This is a genomic window from Bacillus sp. FSL W8-0770, from assembly GCF_038008705.1.
Taxonomy (GTDB): Bacteria; Bacillota; Bacilli; order Bacillales; family Bacillaceae_G; genus Bacillus_A; species Bacillus_A cereus.
Window position 1 is genome coordinate 2,958,507 of sequence record NZ_JBBOZR010000001.1, and the last position, 18,613, is coordinate 2,977,119.

Below are 18,613 nucleotides of genomic sequence, written 5' to 3' on the forward strand. Positions count from 1 at the left end.
CTTTATGAAAGATTTATAATGAAAAGGACGATATGTATACGTTAATATAACAACTTTATTCCCTACTGTACTAATTGAAATTATACGATTTATTCATTTTGTATTATAATACATTTACTACCACTTATTAATTTTTCCTCCTATTTATTTAATTTATATTTAATTAGGATATTACTAATTCGAGATATATTTCTAAAATTTTATAATTCTAGTGCATAATACCCTAATTTTTTCAACTTTTCGATTATCATTTTTTTCTCAATATAGTTCAAACCACCAAATATATGCCGAATCGCCTCTTTATGCTGAGGAAAAATACTATCCATTAACTGAATACCATCTGAAGTAATTGACGCATACGTGACACGGCGGTCTTTTGGACATGGTTTTCGTATTAAGAACCTCTTCTTTTCCAACTTATCCACTACATACGTGATACTACTACTTGCAAGTAATATTTTCACTCCAATTTTTTGTATAGGCTGATCGCCTTTACTATATAGTAGCTCAAGCACTGCAAATTCAGTTGGATTAAGTCCATAACTTTTTATATCCTCTTCAATACGCTTAGTAATTGCCTGTGCTGCCCTTGATAATGTAACAAATAACTTTAAAGATAAGCTCTCATCATTAATCACACTCATAATTACCAATCCTTTACAAGTTATCTTGAATTCGAGATTTATTATATTATCGTCGAAATATTATGTCAATAATTCATTTTTAGTTTTATTAAGCCCCTTATCATTTATTTCTCAACATAAGACATATGGAATTAGAAGAAAAAAATTGTTAATATATAAGTATCTCAATTACGTTATTTCTTTTAAAGAGAGCTTGTATTCTAACGCAAGTTCTCTTTTTTTATATTCTAAATTGAATCCGGACAAAGTTCACATATTGAGTCTGCCCATGTATATGATATAGTTTTTAAACAAAGATTAGAGCCCTCCTACAAGAAGGAGAGCTCTAATCTTTCATATGAATTTTCACCTTTTTTATTATTGCGGAGACATCAAAACTTTAACTTGATGGGGATATGGCACTACCCCCTCGCCATCAAGCTAAGATTTTGAGACACCCCCATAACGAAATTTTTCCCTTTACAGTTATTTGTGAAAATTTAGCCTCTATATAAAAAAGACCACTCCTTACAATAAAAGAAGTGATATTCCTAAATTATATATTTCATTAAAATCAAACTATTATAATATGGTTCCATTCAGCCATCCGTTTATAGCAATAAGGTCCATCAATACATGTAATTCTGTACCTATTAAAGCAGAAATAAAAATAATTTTTAATGAAGAGCTCTGTTTATAAGTAAACAGTTTCATTAATCTAGGTATTGTTTTAAGACCTATCATAATTAGTAAAGTCAAAACTAAAGCGCAAGCTAGTCCACCTATGAAACTCTCATCTACCGCTCCTCCTGGTATAAGCGGTACCTTTCCAATGAACATGCTTATAGCATCTGGAATCGCCATACCGAAAAATAAAGTTGTGATATTTAAATGTTTTTTATATACTAATCCTACAGTTGCGGTAACTACTGTATGTCCTATAACGCCTGCCATATGAATCCTCCGTAATATTTATATTATTTTTTAGTTAGTTTTCACCTTTTTTGGGGCTTATTATTTTATAATTGATAACGCTTCTAAAAACTGTGAATTATCTTTTCTACTCTCAATAATTTTTTGAAATTCTTTCTCCACTTGTACTGAGTTTTTATCCTCGGTATCAACAACTCCATGATTATTTCCATAAACTTTGTTAAGTTCAAAAATTCCCATATAGGTTTCTTGTATAGGAATTTGATTAAACATAGAATTATTGACAATTAAAATACACTGTTCATAATTCGAGTTACGATAATGCCCAAACCAAGTATTACTATCATATTTTACCGGTATTTCTTTGTCAGCAATTACTACTCTTTTTATATTTTTACTTTTTTCACCCGCGAATAACACAGCATTATCATTTGTTATTTTAGGCATAGACTTTATTGGATCTGAAATCGGTGTAAAATGATCTTCTCCCTCTCGTAATATCCCTTTTTTTATTACCGCTTCACCTGTTTTTTGATCCATAATAAATACTGATTCTCCATTATATTGTGCTGTTTTAACTTCATATAAATCGATAGACTTAATTTCACTTTTGTTTTCACTTCGTATATCTTGTAAAGCCTGTTTATCTCCTAACATCAAAATTCCATTTCTTGGTTCTTTAGGCGTAAACGCCAAGTATAAACCAAATAAGAGGGCTCCAATCATACATAGGTTAATGATTTTTCTCATTTCTAATCTCCTTAGAATTATTGTTTAAAAATGGTTTAACTAGTTAAGATAATTGCTGCAAATCATATATACGTATACCGTTTCTTTAATTCGTATTTGCTCCTTATATAGAATAATTGTTTTATGGAATTTTACATATTCATTTACCTTTCATTTGTATTACATTTATGTAAGGTAAAATTATTAGCAAACTACAATTATCGGGATAGCATCCTACTATTTGTATGAGCAACTGATCGCGATCCTACTCTGTTCGGCTACTATGGTTCAAATGCATCAATTACTTCTTATGAAAAGAAACAAGAACTGAGTGAATATAAGGTCATATATAGATTAAAGATTATTTTCTTCTTATTTATCAAGCCATACAGAAAAACACCTAATAGCAATCAAAGGTGTTAATTCGCCTGTTCAATCTCCTATAATAAAACGGACGAAAATCTCATCTGTATGAGAGGAAAACAATCTTTGATATATTAGGTGTCGTTTTACAATTGTACCAAGTCTAATAATTAAGCGGATTAATTAGATTTAAAAAAAGATTTCTTTTTCTTTACTCGTAATAAGTCACCTGTCCATCCTTTGAATCGCATATACATATACATCCCCCCTGTTGTGAAAATAATAAATAAGAGAGCGATTAAATAGCTATATTTCCATTCTAGTTCAGGCATGTATTTAAAATTCATACCCCATAATGCTCCTAAGGCTGTCAAAGGCGTACTCACAGCAGTTAATACAGTAAGAGCTTTCATAATTTCATTCCCACGATGAGAAGAAACAACTTCTTGCAAATGAATCATCGTGTCTAATTCTTCTTGGTACTCTTTAACGAGTTGTAATCCACGCTCTAATTTTACGCTTGTTTGTTTATAACAAAGGGTGTTTGTTAGTTTTTCTAACCAAGCTTCTTTTAGGCCTTGTAACACTTCTTGTATTAAGCGAAACACGTGTGTGTTCATAAATAATTCATGACGAATATGATAAATCCTTTCTAAAACTGCTATGTTATTATGATGATAAAAATCCCATAATACATTTCTGAAATTGTTTTCAAAGTAGTCAACCTTTCGCAAATAATGAGATATAAACATTGATAAGATAGCACATAATCCTTCAGCGGAACTATTACAATTTTTTGTACCCATAGGGAAATTATGTATTAATTTTTTGAAATCCTCTTCCTCTTTTTCCTGAACTGTTATCAGTATTCCATGAGCTACGAAATAATGAAGAAATTTTTGAATTTTGGCGTCCTTTTTATCTTGATCATATAAAAACGAACCATATACACAAGTTTGACTTGGTGATAACGTATAAACATATAATCCATTTTCACAAGGAGAACTTATTTTCTTTACAAATTGAGAGAAATAAGATGTTACATCACGAGGGATTATAGAAGAAAGTTTTTCAAGCTCACTAGTTTTCACATGATACCAACTCCATTTCGTCATTTTTATGCATTCCATATTATTCTTCCTTTCTAAATTGTTTTATGTTTAATCGAATCATAACCGTAATATGACATTTGTATGTAGGTATTCATGTCTTGGAGGAAAAGTTTTTAGATCATCTAAATTACAAAATAAATGACATAGGAGGCCTTATTCTTTTAAAAGAAAGACCCCCTATATATTAGTTATTTTCATTCTCAATTTTAAACATTTCCTCTATACAAGCACTTTTTATCTTTTCTTATAAAGAATTTATTATATATGGAAAAGAAGCTACATAATTTGGCACGTCTATTCAACAAACTCCATTTCATTCGTTATTATAATTTGGATTCATATGCAGATTGATTGGTGATGTCGTCAAATACTTGACTCCCAATAATATAGTATCCATGGAGTGCAGCCTCTTTCGAAGCGTCTACCATACGGAAAGAAGAAATTTCACTTTGCATTTTTTCAATTCGTTTTTTGTGGAGATCTACTATTCCTCCTGTCCAAATAATAGTGTTATACTGTTCTAACTTAAATTGTTCTTGTAATACACGCATGACGTCTTGGAAGTGTGCATCCAACTCTTTTTGAATCAAAGTATGAACCTGACTTGTCTCATGATTTTCTTCTCGACATTCATATCCTTTTTCTAATATGTTTGGCATGTCGTTAATATGCAATTGATTACTTTCACCCTCATGATTCTGCACGATATTCTTAATATTTTTCAAAGGCTTGCTACATCCTAGTTCCGTCTCATAATGATTTAAAATGACATTCTGTTTCATATCTGTCATTTCTAATGTACGAAATCCACCATCAATAATTAAGATGCGATCTCGTTCTTGAATGATTCCCTCTTTTAAGAAATAGGCATGTAAAGCGATTGGTTGCTGAAGAATCAAAGCATTTTCCACCGTAATATGAATAAATTTCCCATCAATTTGTACGGAAGTTTCTTTTTTTAGTGCACGTTGTAATTGCTCATGCTGACTACCAAAACAAGTAACGGGAAGCCCGGTAACAACTAAAGGTAACACGACATTTTCTTTATAATCCTTTGCAATGCAACCAAATATTTGTTGTTTAAATCGTTCGCTTTCATAATAATTTTCTATTTCTTCTTCAAATGGAGGAAGAAATGAAGCGTCAGATTGATGTGCTTCATTTCCCATGTAGTATGCAAAGTCTAAGTCTATAAAACTTACCTTTGTTAAATCTTCACTTTCAGCATGATTAGGTACAGGAGCTAGTGTGGCAGCTTCACTCTTAATCGTCACCTCAGAATCTACATCCTGTCGATATGCCCGCTTAGTAAAACCAATTCCTACATCAATTGCATACAGAGATTTCATACTTTTTTCCTCACTTTCTCTTTTTAGAATTAAATCTAAGCACTCTCTTCTTTCCCTTCTTTCACATATTTCTTTTCATTTTCCGTTTTTTCTCCGTCTAGGTTCTTACTATTTTGTTTTATTTCATTATCCTTTTCATCTTTTTTCTTTTTGTTATTTTCGTTTTTTGTTAAATCTTTAATAGTAGAAATGACAACTGGTGTGGCTGTAAGCAGTTGTGGTAATGTTTGTTTTGCAACATTAGCTGCAGTTACAGAAAATTGTTTACTTGTCTCGGTTACCTTCTCTAATGTTTCCTTTATGTTTCCTTCTTGTAGTTTGTCTTTTACGCTTTTTCCTTTTGTTTGTATTGCTTTCCGATTTTCTTTTTTTAACAGAGATACCATGACTCCGGTCGTAATCCCAATCACAGCATATTTAAATATTGTATGTTTCATTTTTCTCACCCTTCTCTACTTTTATTTTCTTCCATGCTACAACCTAAAATAATTAACTTATCTATTTATTAGATATTGCAATCTATTAGAGAGAATGATAGTTTTGCGGCTGCCTATCACTCGCCGTTAGTGTTTCATCTGTTACTAGAAGTAAAATTCTCCCTTGATCTAGTTTTTCTTCATATAAGTTAGCTTCCTCCTTCGACAACCCCATTTCCTCCATTTGATTTCGGAGCTCGTCCCCTTTTTTGGAGAAAAAATTGATAATACTTGTGCCCAACCCTTGTTCTTTTACTCCAATCGTATTTGTGTTTGTATCATCCGCAATTCTTTTTGTTATATGTTTTTCATGTGTTAAGACGTAAATGTCATCTTGGCGAATCCCTTGCAATTCTAGCTCTTTTACTTTCATAACTACTTCCTGTTCATTTTGATATTCATAAACCACCGGTTTTCTTTCATTCTTATGCATCGTATTTTTCCTCCCTTAGATTTTTTATTTTCTTATTTAGTTGTTATGTAATACACCTATTTTAAAGATGTTAAACCTAAATTTTCAAAAAACTTCACATAATAGGTTATTAATGTTTTTGAATATCAAGGAAATGTCACGAGCACTTTGCTTTGATAAAAGCGCTACAAATAACGATTTGTTTGGAAGGCAAGCCCATTGTTTTATAGAAATCATAGAAAAATAAAAAAGCACTCCTTTTCAAAGAGTGCCTTTACAAAACATATAACCTAATAAAAATATTTCTATTTTGATTACAGAAAGAAAGTCTTTATTAAAACATATAGTTGCTAATTTAATTGCGATCTGCCTTGCACCCAAGCAGCAATATCATTTATAACATACTCAGGTATATTAGCAGGACTATAATATTCATCCGGCTTACTTATTTCCCCATCGCCCTCTGTAAAGAAATGATTTAACTTTGGATATAGTCGATAATCAACGTTATTTCGTTCTTTTAATTGTTCTTTCCAAAGAGGAATTTCGATTTTTGATTGAACTTGATAGTCTCTTTCCCCTTGAATAATAAGAAGCGGTGTCTTTTGTTCCTTTGACATTTCTGCTGCTTTAATTTTCCGAATAGAATCCCAAAATACTGCTGATCCTAAGTAAAAATCTTTTGGAGGATTCTGACCAGAGAAATTTGGATCATTTAATAATTCAAATTGCGATTTGTAGAATTTATATTGCTCCTGGTTCATTGCTCCAATAGAAAAAAGATACTCAAATTGATCTAAAACAACGTCTTGAATCGTACGAGCTGGCCCACCCATTACAATTGCCCCAGCAATATTTTGATTTTGGTCTTTTTCAATCATTTTCGGAAGCATCATTCCACCTTGACTATGACCAAGAATATATATTTGATTTTTATTTATTAGAGGCTCATTTTTAAGAAATTGAGTTACAAGAAGAGCATCATCTGTTGTCTCTTTATCAACTGTATAGAAGGGACTGAATTGTGTTTTCAGCCCATGTTCATACGTTCGTTTATTATAGCGAAGGACAGCAATTCCCTTCGATGCAAGACCTTCAGCTAAATCGCGAAATGGTTTTAAAGCAAACGCTGTTTCATCCTGATCAGTTGCTCCTGATCCTTGAACAAGAATAACCGCTGGAAAAGGACCATTTCCTTTTGGAACCGACAATGTTCCTGGTAATGGAAATGCACCACTTCCAACTACTACTTCTTTATCAACAAATGATTCAGGCTTACTATATGATGGACGCTCAGCAACAGGACTAAACGACATGCTTAGTTGAAAATCGTCTATTTTTCCAGATGGATCTAGTTTAATTAGTAAAGGTACAGTCATTTTTTCAAAAACTAATTGAATCTCCACATTTGTATGAACAGGATTTGTCTCTTTTTGTGTAACCTCTCCAATTTCTATAAAAGAACCTGCTTGTAATTGAACTGGCAGTCCCTCCCAATAGCTCTTCAACCATTCTTCGGATATTATTTTCTGTAATGACCTTGAGGTTAAATCAAATGCAGATTTATAATCTTCACTATTCATATGGCGAATAAATGAAAGAGTAGTAGATATAACAGGATTTTCATCATCACTATTGTCTATTTTTTTTATATTTGTGTTTACTTCCTTTAATTTTGAAATAAATTGGTGGTTAAATGGATTATTATATGTATTAGGATATAAATTTGTTTTCAAAATTTCCGTATTCCGTGCCTTATACAAATTTGAAGAACTCTTAAAATTTTCAGGTGAAATTACTTCCTCCGCATATGAGACTGAGGGAATTGCTATTGTAAAAATTGCACTGATAAGTAATAACTTATTACTTATTCTTCTTTTCTTACCCATACTTATTGATTCTCCCTTCAAAATTTAAAATTTCTAATACAATATGCCAACTATAAGGAAAATAAAAATTACCAAAGAGATTAATAATCTATTTTACGATCCCCCTCTCAAGTTAAAAATCTATCATTAACAAACTTCAATAAAAAACGCCTTCCCCCTCTTTTTTTATTGTTGGATTTTCCAATGACCTAGAAGCACAGCACGAAATTACATGTAACCGACCCATGAGATTCTCTGTTTCAAAAGAAAAAAGCACCCCACTAGATGCTTTCTTTAATTGTTCTCACTATCATTTATTCAGGTAATTCTCTTATTACTATAAGATAAATTCATTCTATTTCCTAAACCTCACTTATTTCTTAATTCACTCATACCAATATAAAACCTAATAACCTACCATCAAAAAATAAAGAAAACAGGTTATTTGGCTATTCATTTCGTAAACTTAATGCTCAAACTAGTTTTTTTCACAAAGTTAAACTTTATTAAGAAAAACTTAAAGAATTTCCCTCTATATTCATAAGAACTTTTTTCTATACTCAAAAATGTAAATAGACAAAAGGAGAAACAATCATGAAGAAATTTGTAATTTGCATACTAGGAATAGGCCTCCCTATATACTTACTACCTTTCATATTACGTGGAGATTTAGACAGATTTAATCCGATTGCTGAAGAAAAAAATGTATATGCCGTTGCGAAAGGATATGGTGTTCCAGATTATCATCATAAAGGAAAAGCTATGTACTCACTAAAAGCTGTTGACGAATTAAGTAATGAAAAAGAATATACAGTTGGAACGAACACGCCTAATGATTTTATAAGAAAAACTTACTTAAAAATTCATGTGAAAGGAAAATATGTGTATTCTTACGATATTATTTCTAAAGAGGATATTCCGGAGAAAATAAGGGGACAATTGGAGATAGCAAATAAATAAAAGAGCCAATTCATACGATTTGGCTCTTTATTCTCTCTCCCATCTACCGTTTGGATAATTCTTTCGGTAGATTTATTAAATTCGTTATCATTGTTCCAATAACCATTGTTCAATTACTTTTACTGTTTCATCTCGTTGTGCTTTTGCCGTAATTAAACTCGCATTATCACCTTTTTGCTCACCATACATGCCAAAATGAGCATGATTTCCCCCTTTTATCATGTGCATAGTTGTATTCTTTGACATGAACTTTTTATTGTTCTCTATTTTTTCTACAGTTGCTAAAGCATCTACTTCCCCATAAATTGATAACATCGGAATCGATTTTGTAGAAAAGTCATCTGCAGGATACGAACCTAAGAAAATAATCCCGTCTACCTTGTCTTCATGTTGGAAGGCATACTTAGAAATCATAGCTCCTCCCATTGAATGCCCTGCAACATACCATTTTTGAACTTCCGGATACTTTTCAATTACACTGTCTACCTCATTTATTCCAAGTATCGCTAAATTTAATGGTAACTTAGGCATTACTACAAAGTGCCCATCTTTTGCAAGCGCTTCTCCTAAGTAACTATAAGCCTCAGCTTCTACTTTAGCTCCTTGATAAAAAATAACCCCTACTTTCGCATCTTTCGCTCCAAAAACGATATTATCTTCATCTTTTTTATCATCTACTAACGACAAAGCCTCTTTCGTCGGTTTATAAGTAAACTGAGACCAAGTCAAAAAAGTAAAACTTCCTATAATTAAAATAGCTAGTAAAGAGTACAGCATAATTTTTATCCATTTCTTCACAAAGATGACCTCCATAAGATGTATATATTCCATATTTCGGATTATCATTAACACACATAAAAACTCGAGCATTTTTATTGTGCTCAAGTTTTTAGTTCCGTCTTTAATTTATACTATAAATTGTCCAAGATAAATATGTAGCAAATGCAGACCATAAAAAATATGGTATTAGCAACCATGTCGATACTTTAGATAATTTGGAAGAAACCGCTATGAGAAGTAACGTAGTAATAGCGACAAGTAAACAATCTACTGTTGCTAAAAACAAATTCTTTTGGCTAAATTGAAAATAGCTGAACGCTTGATTGAATATATAATTTAAAAGGAATAAAAACCAAAATGTTTTTGGCTTGAATCCATAGTTGTTGTAAATAATTGCAACTGATAATGCAATAAGTCCAAATAATACAGCCCATATCATTCCGATTGTCATACCAGGAGGTGTCCAAGACGGCTTTTCTAACGCATCATACCAAGTACGATCAATAGGGAATAAAACACTAGAAACATAAAACAAACCATATGTTAGTAAAAATACTATAATACTAGATTTTTTCATAAACATTCTCCTTTTTACTAGAAGATTATAGAAACTTTATATGATTAGTATGCCCTTGTAATGGATAAAATTCTAATATTTAAATTCCAAATACATATTTTTTAACCTATTTTATACAAATTCTTTCATACTTTTATATGCACAAAGGGCTCTCTCTCGTGCTGCCTTATGATCAACAATCGGATAAGGATATGTATCCCCAAGCTTTATATTGGCCTTTTGTAAAATATGCGCAGGCGCTTCCCATGGTTTATGTATATATTTATTCGGTATATCGCTTAATTCTGGTACCCATCTTCTTATATACTCTCCATTTTTATCAAACTTTTCTCCTTGTGTGATGGGGTTAAAAATACGAAAGTACGGTGATGCATCTGCCCCACTTCCAGCAACCCATTGCCATCCCATTGTATTATTTGCAATATCAGCATCTAGTAGTGTATCCATAAACCATTTTGCTCCTTCTTGCCATGGAATTAACAAATGCTTTACAAGAAAAGAGGCTACAGCCATTCTTGCCCGATTATGCATAAAACCTGTTTGCCAAAGCTCCCGCATTCCCGCATCAATAAACGGATAACCAGTTTCACCCTTCTGCCATACGCTTAATAACTCCTCTTCCTTATCCCACGGGAAATTTTCAAAGCTCTTATTAAGAGGTTTAGATACTGTAAATGGATAATGATATAGTAAATAATAAGAAAACTCTCGCCAAATTAATTGACGTATAAAGCTATTAACTTGTTTTTCAAAAAGACTACATTGTCTTTCGGTACTTTTATTTATTAAGTAATGAAACATTAGCTTTACTGATATTTGACCAAATGAAAGATACGGTGCCAACATCGAATGGACATTTTGATCTGGAAAATCTCTTCCTTCACTATAAGAGGCTAATTTGCTAGAGAAAAATTTCTTGAATGTTTTATATGCCCCTTCTTCTGTCGGATCCCATATTGCTTCCATATGAGATGTCCACGGTATAGTCGGCAACAAGTGTAATTCTGAAACAGATAAGCTTGCTGGTAAAGAGTTTCCCCACTTTATACTCTGCACTCTGCTAATAGGTTTAGGTATTACCTGCTTTTGAAATGCATTGTAAAAAGGCGTAAACACCTTATATTCAGTGTTATCCTTCTTTTTTATAATCCACGGTTCTAATAATAAATGCGAATTAAATTCCTTACAAATAATACCTTTATCTTCTAATATCATTTTCATTTTTTGATTAGATTTTAACCTGTCTGGATCATAACAACTATTCCAATATACAGCCGTTATATCTAATTGTTTTATGAGAGAAAGTATTTCTTCCTGTGTATTTCCTTTGCGGATTATTAAAGTAGAGCCCAATTCCTTAAGTTGCTTTTGGACATCCATTATAGCATGGCGTAACCACCACTTTGCCGCACTTCCTATTGAAAAAGTTTCATCTTGTACATATACCGGAAGAACCTCCCCGGACTGAACAGCCTCAAATAGAGCTGGGTTATCATATAAACGAAAATCTTTTTGAAACATAACGATAATTTTGTTTTGCATGGCTATCCCCTCTTACTCTTAAAACATAATAGATTCTTTATGTGAATAATCCTCTTTTTTACTTTTGCATTATTATATTAATAATTCTTTGTAATCGTAAACAAACGTTTCCATAGTTATTGGACTTCTATCTAGTAAATTCGATAAATCTGATGTGACTTTTTTAGCTAACCCTAATTTTGCAGTTGTATATATTCCAATCATAACCCAAATAAAGTCACTGTTAAGTCCCTTTTGAATCATTCTTTTTCTAAATTTAAATATACTTGGATTTGTATAAGTAATATCTTTATTTATTATTTTTGAAATAATAGCAGCAACTTCATAATATGTTAATGCCTCATTTCCCGTTAAAGAATAAGCTTTAAATTCATGTCCCTCTTCGGTTAATATTTTAGCTGCAACTTCTCCAATATCCCGTACATCTATAAAACTTGTTTCCCCTTTACCAGCAGGTACTTCAATTATTTTTTTATTTCTTAATTCATCACCATGTTGTGATAATAAATTTTGCATAAAAAAACTCGGTCTTAGGAATGTGTAAGGGATCCCAGAAGCCTTTATCATAGCTTCAATTTTAGCATGAGGTACTATCGGATTTTTTTCTACACCTAATAAAGATAAAAATACAATGTGTTTTATACCTATTTCTTTTGCGGCATCTACAACAGGCTGGAAATACTTTTTTGCATCAGCTAGATGTGGTGGTCTTATTAGAAAGATTTTAGTAACACCTGTTAAAGCCGCCTTTACAGATGAAGGATTTTCAAAATCAAAATACACTCCTTCAGTTTCTCTACTGCGCGTTGTGACTTTGAAAGTAGCATTTCTTTTTATTAGGCATTTTACAACCTCTTTTCCTACATTCCCTGTAGCACCTGTTACTAAAATCATTTTAATCACCCTTTATTTTTTTGTAAATTTTGAATCATACTTTGCAAAACTCGAACTGTATTTTCTACTTCCTCTTTAGGAATACTAGCTGTAGCATTTTTTATAACTTCATCGCTTACATTTTCTATCTCCTGTATTAATGTCTTAGCTTCATCTGTTAAAAATATTAAATGTGACCGTTTATCTTTAGGATTATGTTTTATAAGAATCCATTCTTTTTGCAATAATCTTTGTATAATCCCGGTTACTGTTGGACGGTCTGCTAAGAGCCTTTCAGCAATCATAGCTGGGGTGGTTCCATTTGGATAAAGAGATATATCCTTTAACACAGACCATTGCTGAGCTGTTATTTTATATTCTTTTAATTGATTTGATAATTCTGTTTTCGTCATTATACTTACCTTGTGTAATAAATAGCCTAAATTATTCATATAACCCCCAATATAGTTAGCACACTAATTATATAGTTAGTATACTAACTATAATGTGTAATTACAAACTTCAATTAATAGTTTATATATAAAAGATATATCAAATTCTTATTTTGTACTATTTCATATTATATTTAAAATCTTCTTTAATCCTGTTTTGCATGTATTGTACACTCTATATACAAAGGTTATTCCTTGCTGTTACTTTAAATAAGCATTTACAATTGTATCTAGCATAGGTATTTCTTATTGTCCGATTAGTCATATTTATTCTTAATTCTGCAAAATAAAAAAGAAAATGGAGCGAAAGATGAAAAAACAATTTGATAAACAATCAAACTTAAATACATTTATTGATTCAACAATCCTATGGACTTTTCAAAACCAAAATGCTATAAATACACTTTTGAATGAAGGTAAGCTTATAGCCAATCCTATTTTTGTTAGTAAAGAAGATTGCAAAGCATATAAATACATTGTAAGACACATGAAACAGAAAGGTATTGACTTTACTATAGATTTCCCCATTTGGGCATGGCATTCATGCAATGGTTACCAAAAGAAGCCTACTATTATTTATAAATGCTTTATTTAAGCATTTATATTAGTTACATAATGAAAATTCTTAAATAGTTTTTAAACATTTTTTAAAAGTTGTAATTCTACATGTATCGTAAGACTATTTCCATGACTTTCAGCCCATACTTTACCCTCATGCAATTCAATTGTGCGCTTTACAATTGCTAAACCAATTCCGGATCCATGTATTTGACTCGACCGTGATTTATCAACTCGATAAAACTTCTCAAACATCTTGCTTAATTCTTGTGCTTCAAGATGATCTGTTTTATTTGTAATACAAATAAATGCCTTATCTTCTTCTTTTTTTAGTTCCACTATTACTGTTGAATTTGAAAAACTATATTTTTCAGTATTAGATAGTAAATTATCAAATACACGCACCAGTTTTTCTATATCTGCCCATACCCAAATATCCTTATTAATGATATTTAGTTTAACAATTAATTGCTGTTTTTCAAAAATCGGGATATACTCTCCTACTAGCTGACCTAACAAATTGCCCAATTCTACTTTTTCTTTTCTCAACTTAACATCAGGTAAAGATAATTTTGTGTATTCAAACAATTCATTAATGAGAGTTTTTAATTTTAATGTTAAATTATACGTATTTTGAATATACATTTCTAATTCTTCTTTATTTCGATATTGTTTTTCATTTACTAATGCTAAATATCCAATAATAGACGTTAAAGGGGTACGCAAATCATGAGAAATATTGGTAATAAATTCACTTTTACCTTTCTCAATTGCTCTCTCTTTCTCAAAACGCTCCCTTAATTGACTAGCCATCCAATTAATATTATAAGCTAAAGAAGATAATTCATCTTTTCCTTTAACACGTATGGAATGTTTCCAATCTTTTTTTACAATCTTTTGAATACCTCGTTCAATTTCTTTAATGTATCTTGTAATAGGGATCATAAACAGCAAAAATAAAAGGATGAAAATTAATATACTGCTCACCAAAGCAAGTAATAAATTTTGATTATATTGAGTTGGTGAGATTGTTTTATTCGAATTTGGAGATTGTACCATTACATATCCAATTCCATCTTGAAATGAAACTGGTGAAACAAACAATATGAACTTCTCAAACAAAGGATTTCTGACGTTTGGTGTAACATTTAATTTCTCCTGTAATAATTCCTGTGGGAGATTATCCTGCAATTGAAAATTATGTGAACGATAGATAATATGGCCTTTATAATCTAATACTAAAAACCTTAAATTTTCATTCTTCTTTTGGATAGATTGAATCATCGGTATAACTTGTTCTATATGCCCAGATTCCAAATTACGCTTTTGTATATCATTAGTTATCCCTATCGCTATTTCCCTTATTTCGGCTTCTTTTTCAATCTGTTGATTATAAGAAAGTAGATTTGCACTTTTCATTGCTATGAGAAAAAAAGTAACAACCGCAACGATGAAACAGAGCAAAAAAATTAAAATAAGCTTTATATTTAAGCGTGTAGAAAAGAATATATTATCCCTTAATTTCGTACGATCGATCATACTCTATAGCCAACTCCCCATACTGTTTTTAAATAAACAGGCTGACGAGGGTTTTCTTCAATTTTTTCCCGTATTTTAGTAATATGAACCATGACTGTATTATCTGATTTATAAAATGAATCTTCCCAGACCATCTCGTATATTTTTTCTACACTAAAAACCTTTCCTTTATTTCTCACTAATAAAGAAAGTATGTCAAATTCCTTTGGAGTTAACCTTACTTCTTCATTTCTAATGAAAACTTGTCTTGTCTCCTCGTCTACCTTAAGATGGCCTATTTCATGAATAAATTGTTTTACTTCTTCTGTTTGATAAACACGATATCTTCGTAATTGAGATTTAATTCTTGCCATTAATTCAAGTGGATTAAACGGTTTGGTAATGTAGTCTTCTGCCCCACTCATTAATCCCTGGATCTTATCTATATCCTCATCTTTAGCTGACAAAAAAATTATAGGCATTTGATACTGTTCTCTTATTTTTAAACAAGCCTCTATGCCATCCATTTTCGGTAACATAATATCTAAAATGATTAAATCAATTGTTGTATTTCTTAAAGTTTCTAAAGCTTCTATAGCATCCGATGCATCTATAATTTCATACCCTTCATTTTTTAAATAAATGGATACGATTTTTCTTATCTCTATATCATCATCTACAATCAAAATTTTTTCTTTCTGCATCATATTTTCTTCCTCTCTGACATCTCGTTCTATGCTGTAGTATTATACATTTAGTTTTACCTTACACGTATAAAGTGAAACTTTAATCAGCCCTCACCAATCGGTCTTTTACGGGAATCCCGCCCCCCACCTAACTTCTTTGCTTCCACTTAATTTTGAGATGTGGGTCTTACTACCCGTTAATGCGTGATAATACACTTTGCTTTTTTAAACATATTGAAGAAACCATCTGTTTTGCAAGTTGATTTGAACTGGGTAAAATAGCCCCCTACGATCCGAGGCCGCTTCACATACTCTTACATAAAACAAATAACATTCATAAATTCCTCTCCAATGTTAATTTAGAACATACAATCAATCTACTGAAAAAATCTTAATTTTCACCCTACAAAAATATTAAGATTTCTTAACATTGAATGGAGAATTTACATATTAAAAATGGACAGTTCCCTATACTATTAGACCTGTCCAAATTAACGTTTTTAATTTATGAATTAAAATATTATACTTTTCTTTATTTTATAATATCTGTCACTATAAACATTGATTTTCTATCTCTCTAAGTACATCATTTCCAATATTATCTATCTTTTCATTTTTTATAGTGTTATATAAACTCTGTAAAACTTTTAACTCTGTTCTTAAATGTAAAATGACACTAGATAATATATATAACTTAGCTACACTCTCTTTTCCACACTTCTCTTCATATACTTTTTGAAGGGTAGTAAGATATAACGTCAGTTGAGAAATTTTAGTTTTTAGCTGTTCTAGAATTAATTCTTCTTCCCCATATTGTGCAAAAAGTAGCGCTTCATATATAGGACGATGCATATCCTCTTTCTTTATCATTTGCTCTAATAATAAATGTTCAAATTCTTGTTTACCACTTTTAGTAATACCGTAAATAGTCCGTTCAGGACGTTGTTCATTACGAATAATATCAACAACCTCTATAAAACCCTTCTTTTCAAGTTGCTCAAATGTATAATATAAAGAGCCTTTAGTAATTTTTATATAATATTTCATTTCACTATTTTTTAAAAGTTGCTGGACTTCATACGGATGCCTATTTTTCTCCATAAGAAGACCCAGCATAAAAAGCTTTGTATTCATAACTCTCCACTCCTTAATAACCTATACCAATAGTATAAGCTAAAAATAAGTAAAGAATCTTTTTGTTTTATAAAATTTATAACTTCAAATTCACTTTATTATCCTTTGTACCAGCTTTGACATTCCCCATAAATAATATTGCCATAAACGAAACGATAATTGGAATTAAAGCTAATAGAAAAACAGTAGTAATGGAAGATGACATAGCAGCTATAACCTTTTCAAGAATAAAAGTAGGTATACTGGACCTTACATCTGAGCGAAATATTGCACTCGGATCACCTAGATTATTTAACATGCTGGAACCATGTTCTATTCCCTTAAAAGCATCCTTTAAGTTAGCTGTAAAGGTACTATTTTGAATGGAGCCAAAAATCGTTACTCCAATTGTCATACCTAGTGAACGAAAGAATGAATTTGTTGAAGTAGCTGAACCACGGAATCTCGGTTCCATATTATGAATAGAAACTGTGGGAAGCAAAGAGAACGAAAATCCAACTCCAAACCCCGTTATAATCATGTATATCGTTAAAAGTACACGGCTTGTTTGTGGATCCATCGTTCCTAACAAATACATACCTATCCCAAAGGATATTATAGATAATAACATCAAGTTGCGGTAACTAATTTTCGTTTGAAATATTCCACCAATTGCACTACCTACTACAGAACCTAACATCATTGGGGTTAAAATTAATCCAGCATTAGTTGCTGTTCCACCATATACAGCCTGAACAAAAATAGGAATAAATACTGTTAAAATAACAAATGTTGCTCCATAGAAAAACGTAATAATTTGTGATATTGCAAACTCCTTACGCTTAAACATCCAAAATGATATTATCGGATCTTTCACTTTTCTTTCTACCAATAGGAAGCCAACAAAAAATACAATAAACGATGCAAATAACCCAATGATTTGTATCGAATCCCACTTAAATTCTTTTCCTCCCAATTCTAAAGCGAACATTAAGCTAATTACTGCTATGACGAGTGTTATCGCCCCCCACCAATCAATATTTTGCTTAGTAGGTGGATTATTTTCTTTATAAGCTTTTAAAATAAAAATTAATGACATTAGACCAATTGGAATATTGACGTAAAAAATCCAATGCCAACTTATATTTTCTGTTATATACGCACCTAATAAAGGCCCTAATACACTTGAAGAACCAAATACGGCCCCTAATAACCCAGTCATTTTCCCTCTTTTTTCAATAGGAAAAATATCAAATACAATGGTAAAGGCGATTGGCATCAGTGCCCCCCCACCTATACCTTGAATTGCACGATAAATACTTAGCTGAACAATACTTTGCGCAGTACCACATAATGCAGAACCAATTAAGAAGATTAATAAACCAAAAATATAAAACCTCTTTCTACCATACATATCAGATAATTTCCCGAAAATAGGCATACCCGCCATAACTGCAACCATATAAGCAGAAGTAACCCAGATGAATTTATCCAATCCACCCAAATCTGAGACAATTGTACCAATTGAAGTGGCAACAATTGTATTATCCATTGCAGCCATTAAAATACCTAGCATTAACCCAGCTATCACTAAGCGTAAGTTGCTCTCTTTTGCAACCATACCTCTTTCCTCCTTTTTTCACACTCAACAAAATAAATAGTCTAATTAAACTATATACTCATTATAGT

The 18,613-nt window shown here is 31.4% G+C and carries 18 protein-coding genes and 3 pseudogenes; 4 read left to right on the forward strand and 17 right to left on the reverse strand.

Features of this window, described 5'->3' with window-relative positions; translation table 11 throughout:
* Positions 1 to 200 precede the first annotated feature (200 nt).
* From NST27_RS15205 to NST27_RS15215, 3 genes are all read right to left on the reverse strand, one after another.
* Positions 201 to 644, reverse strand: a complete 444-nt coding sequence (locus NST27_RS15205; protein ID WP_000111432.1) for a MarR family winged helix-turn-helix transcriptional regulator — start codon at positions 642 to 644, stop codon at positions 201 to 203.
* Between the two features lie 561 nt (positions 645 to 1,205).
* The gene (locus NST27_RS15210) at positions 1,206 to 1,577 is read right to left on the reverse strand and encodes a hypothetical protein (protein ID WP_000929330.1); all 372 of its coding nucleotides are present in this window, start codon (positions 1,575 to 1,577) and stop codon (positions 1,206 to 1,208) included.
* Between the two features lie 60 nt (positions 1,578 to 1,637).
* Complete coding sequence (locus tag NST27_RS15215; protein ID WP_001226310.1) at positions 1,638 to 2,306, reverse strand: lipoprotein BA_5634 family protein; 669 nt, start codon at positions 2,304 to 2,306, stop codon at positions 1,638 to 1,640.
* A 217-nt stretch (positions 2,307 to 2,523) separates the two neighbouring features.
* On the opposite strand from NST27_RS15215, the pseudogene NST27_RS15220 reads away from it, so the two are divergent.
* Positions 2,524 to 2,822: pseudogene (locus tag NST27_RS15220) on the forward strand (IS4 family transposase); the annotation flags it as partial.
* A 5-nt stretch (positions 2,823 to 2,827) separates the two neighbouring features.
* Here NST27_RS15220 and NST27_RS15225 read toward each other — a convergent pair.
* The 4 genes from NST27_RS15225 to NST27_RS15240 all read right to left on the reverse strand — a co-directional run bounded on the left by NST27_RS15225 (position 2,828) and on the right by NST27_RS15240 (position 6,018).
* The gene (locus NST27_RS15225; RefSeq protein ID WP_000388933.1) at positions 2,828 to 3,778 is read right to left on the reverse strand and encodes a magnesium transporter CorA family protein; all 951 of its coding nucleotides are present in this window, start codon (positions 3,776 to 3,778) and stop codon (positions 2,828 to 2,830) included.
* 305 nt (positions 3,779 to 4,083) lie between these two features.
* Entirely contained in the window at positions 4,084 to 5,109 is a 1,026-nt protein-coding gene (locus NST27_RS15230; RefSeq protein WP_000839458.1) for a ParM/StbA family protein, read from the reverse strand.
* A gap of 35 nt (positions 5,110 to 5,144) precedes the next feature.
* Positions 5,145 to 5,546: a hypothetical protein gene (locus NST27_RS15235; RefSeq protein ID WP_000683228.1), complete on the reverse strand. Its 402-nt coding sequence runs from the start codon at positions 5,544 to 5,546 to the stop codon at positions 5,145 to 5,147.
* 85 nt (positions 5,547 to 5,631) lie between these two features.
* A complete protein-coding gene (locus tag NST27_RS15240) occupies positions 5,632 to 6,018 on the reverse strand; it encodes a general stress protein (protein ID WP_000549441.1) in 387 nt (128 codons plus the stop codon).
* A 112-nt stretch (positions 6,019 to 6,130) separates the two neighbouring features.
* Between NST27_RS15240 and NST27_RS29610 the strand changes: the two are divergent.
* Positions 6,131 to 6,229: pseudogene (locus NST27_RS29610) on the forward strand (acyl dehydratase); the annotation flags it as partial.
* Positions 6,230 to 6,347: 118 nt separating this feature from the next.
* On the opposite strand, the gene NST27_RS15245 reads toward NST27_RS29610, so the two are convergent.
* The gene (locus NST27_RS15245; RefSeq protein WP_000516852.1) at positions 6,348 to 7,886 is read right to left on the reverse strand and encodes an alpha/beta hydrolase; all 1,539 of its coding nucleotides are present in this window, start codon (positions 7,884 to 7,886) and stop codon (positions 6,348 to 6,350) included.
* A gap of 573 nt (positions 7,887 to 8,459) precedes the next feature.
* Here NST27_RS15245 and NST27_RS15250 point away from each other — a divergent pair.
* Positions 8,460 to 8,825 (forward strand): YxeA family protein, encoded by a 366-nt coding sequence (locus NST27_RS15250; RefSeq protein ID WP_000714887.1) that lies wholly within the window; start codon positions 8,460 to 8,462, stop codon positions 8,823 to 8,825.
* 87 nt (positions 8,826 to 8,912) lie between these two features.
* On the opposite strand, the gene NST27_RS15255 is transcribed toward NST27_RS15250, so the two are convergent.
* The 5 genes from NST27_RS15255 to NST27_RS15275 all read right to left on the reverse strand — a co-directional run bounded on the left by NST27_RS15255 (position 8,913) and on the right by NST27_RS15275 (position 13,049).
* Complete coding sequence (locus NST27_RS15255; RefSeq protein ID WP_000758813.1) at positions 8,913 to 9,623, reverse strand: alpha/beta hydrolase; 711 nt, start codon at positions 9,621 to 9,623, stop codon at positions 8,913 to 8,915.
* A 103-nt stretch (positions 9,624 to 9,726) separates the two neighbouring features.
* Entirely contained in the window at positions 9,727 to 10,182 is a 456-nt protein-coding gene (locus NST27_RS15260; protein WP_000749743.1) for a TspO/MBR family protein, read from the reverse strand.
* A 111-nt stretch (positions 10,183 to 10,293) separates the two neighbouring features.
* Positions 10,294 to 11,724 (reverse strand): cryptochrome/photolyase family protein, encoded by a 1,431-nt coding sequence (locus NST27_RS15265; RefSeq protein ID WP_047386457.1) that lies wholly within the window; start codon positions 11,722 to 11,724, stop codon positions 10,294 to 10,296.
* A gap of 72 nt (positions 11,725 to 11,796) precedes the next feature.
* Positions 11,797 to 12,618 (reverse strand): SDR family oxidoreductase, encoded by an 822-nt coding sequence (locus tag NST27_RS15270; protein ID WP_000604771.1) that lies wholly within the window; start codon positions 12,616 to 12,618, stop codon positions 11,797 to 11,799.
* Between the two features lie 5 nt (positions 12,619 to 12,623).
* Positions 12,624 to 13,049: a MarR family winged helix-turn-helix transcriptional regulator gene (locus tag NST27_RS15275; protein WP_001061038.1), complete on the reverse strand. Its 426-nt coding sequence runs from the start codon at positions 13,047 to 13,049 to the stop codon at positions 12,624 to 12,626.
* A 310-nt stretch (positions 13,050 to 13,359) separates the two neighbouring features.
* Here NST27_RS15275 and NST27_RS15280 point away from each other — a divergent pair.
* Positions 13,360 to 13,620, forward strand: a pseudogene (locus tag NST27_RS15280) (DUF3841 domain-containing protein); the annotation flags it as partial.
* Between the two features lie 65 nt (positions 13,621 to 13,685).
* Here the strand turns inward: NST27_RS15280 and NST27_RS15285 are convergent.
* The 4 genes from NST27_RS15285 to NST27_RS15300 form a co-directional block, all read right to left on the reverse strand.
* Positions 13,686 to 15,146 carry a sensor histidine kinase gene (locus tag NST27_RS15285; RefSeq protein ID WP_000567229.1) on the reverse strand — a complete coding sequence of 487 codons (1,461 nt, stop codon included), beginning with the start codon at positions 15,144 to 15,146 and terminating at the stop codon, positions 13,686 to 13,688.
* A complete protein-coding gene (locus NST27_RS15290) occupies positions 15,143 to 15,829 on the reverse strand; it encodes a response regulator transcription factor (protein ID WP_001168370.1) in 687 nt (228 codons plus the stop codon). The genes NST27_RS15285 and NST27_RS15290 overlap by 4 nt, the downstream gene beginning before the upstream one ends.
* 534 nt (positions 15,830 to 16,363) lie before the next feature.
* Complete coding sequence (locus NST27_RS15295) at positions 16,364 to 16,945, reverse strand: PadR family transcriptional regulator (RefSeq protein WP_001093176.1); 582 nt, start codon at positions 16,943 to 16,945, stop codon at positions 16,364 to 16,366.
* 76 nt (positions 16,946 to 17,021) lie between these two features.
* The gene (locus tag NST27_RS15300; RefSeq protein ID WP_000225814.1) at positions 17,022 to 18,545 is read right to left on the reverse strand and encodes an MDR family MFS transporter; all 1,524 of its coding nucleotides are present in this window, start codon (positions 18,543 to 18,545) and stop codon (positions 17,022 to 17,024) included.
* Positions 18,546 to 18,613 lie beyond the last annotated feature (68 nt).